This window comes from Mycobacterium sp. E1715 (assembly GCF_001667625.1).
Taxonomy (GTDB): domain Bacteria; phylum Actinomycetota; class Actinomycetes; order Mycobacteriales; family Mycobacteriaceae; genus Mycobacterium.
Window position 1 is genome coordinate 1 of record NZ_LZJJ01000535.1, and the last position, 513, is coordinate 513.

Below are 513 nucleotides of genomic sequence, written 5' to 3' on the forward strand. Positions count from 1 at the left end.
CCGACGGCGGGGAGAACAAGCCGTCCAATCCCAGCGACCCGCACGACGGGGTCTACACGGCGGCGCGGCTGGCCCGGGACGAGGGGGTGCCCATCTCGACGATCTCGTTCGGCACCAAGACCGGCGAGATCGAGATGGACGGGCAGCGCGTGGCCGTCCCGGTTTCGACGGACCAGATGAAGACGATCGCCAAGCTGTCCGGCGGGCAGTCCTACACCGCCAGCAACATCGCCGAGCTCAACAAGAGCTACAACGCCATCGAGAAGGACATCGGCTATCGCACCGTGGCCGGGCCAGCCGCGCCGCCGTGTAGACCCCGTCGTGCGGGTCGCTGGGATTGGACGGCTTGTTCTCCCCGCCGTCGGACAGCAGCACGATGCGCGCCGGCGGCGGGCCGTCGCCGCCGCCCATCACCGAGCCCACCGTCGCGATCGCCTGCAGGGCGGTGAAGATGGCCTCGCCGGTGGCCGTGCTGTCGGCGAAGTCGAGCTTCTTGAGCGCGTCGATCGTCGC

General features: G+C 69.8%; 2 pseudogenes. One reads left to right on the top strand and one right to left on the bottom strand.

Features of this window, described 5'->3' with window-relative positions:
- Positions 1-302 (top strand): annotated as a pseudogene (locus A9X03_RS28875) (hypothetical protein); the annotation flags it as partial.
- Here A9X03_RS28875 and A9X03_RS26130 read toward each other — a convergent pair.
- A pseudogene (locus A9X03_RS26130) lies at positions 289-513 on the bottom strand (hypothetical protein); the annotation flags it as partial. The pseudogenes A9X03_RS28875 and A9X03_RS26130 sit on opposite strands and share 14 nt — an antisense overlap.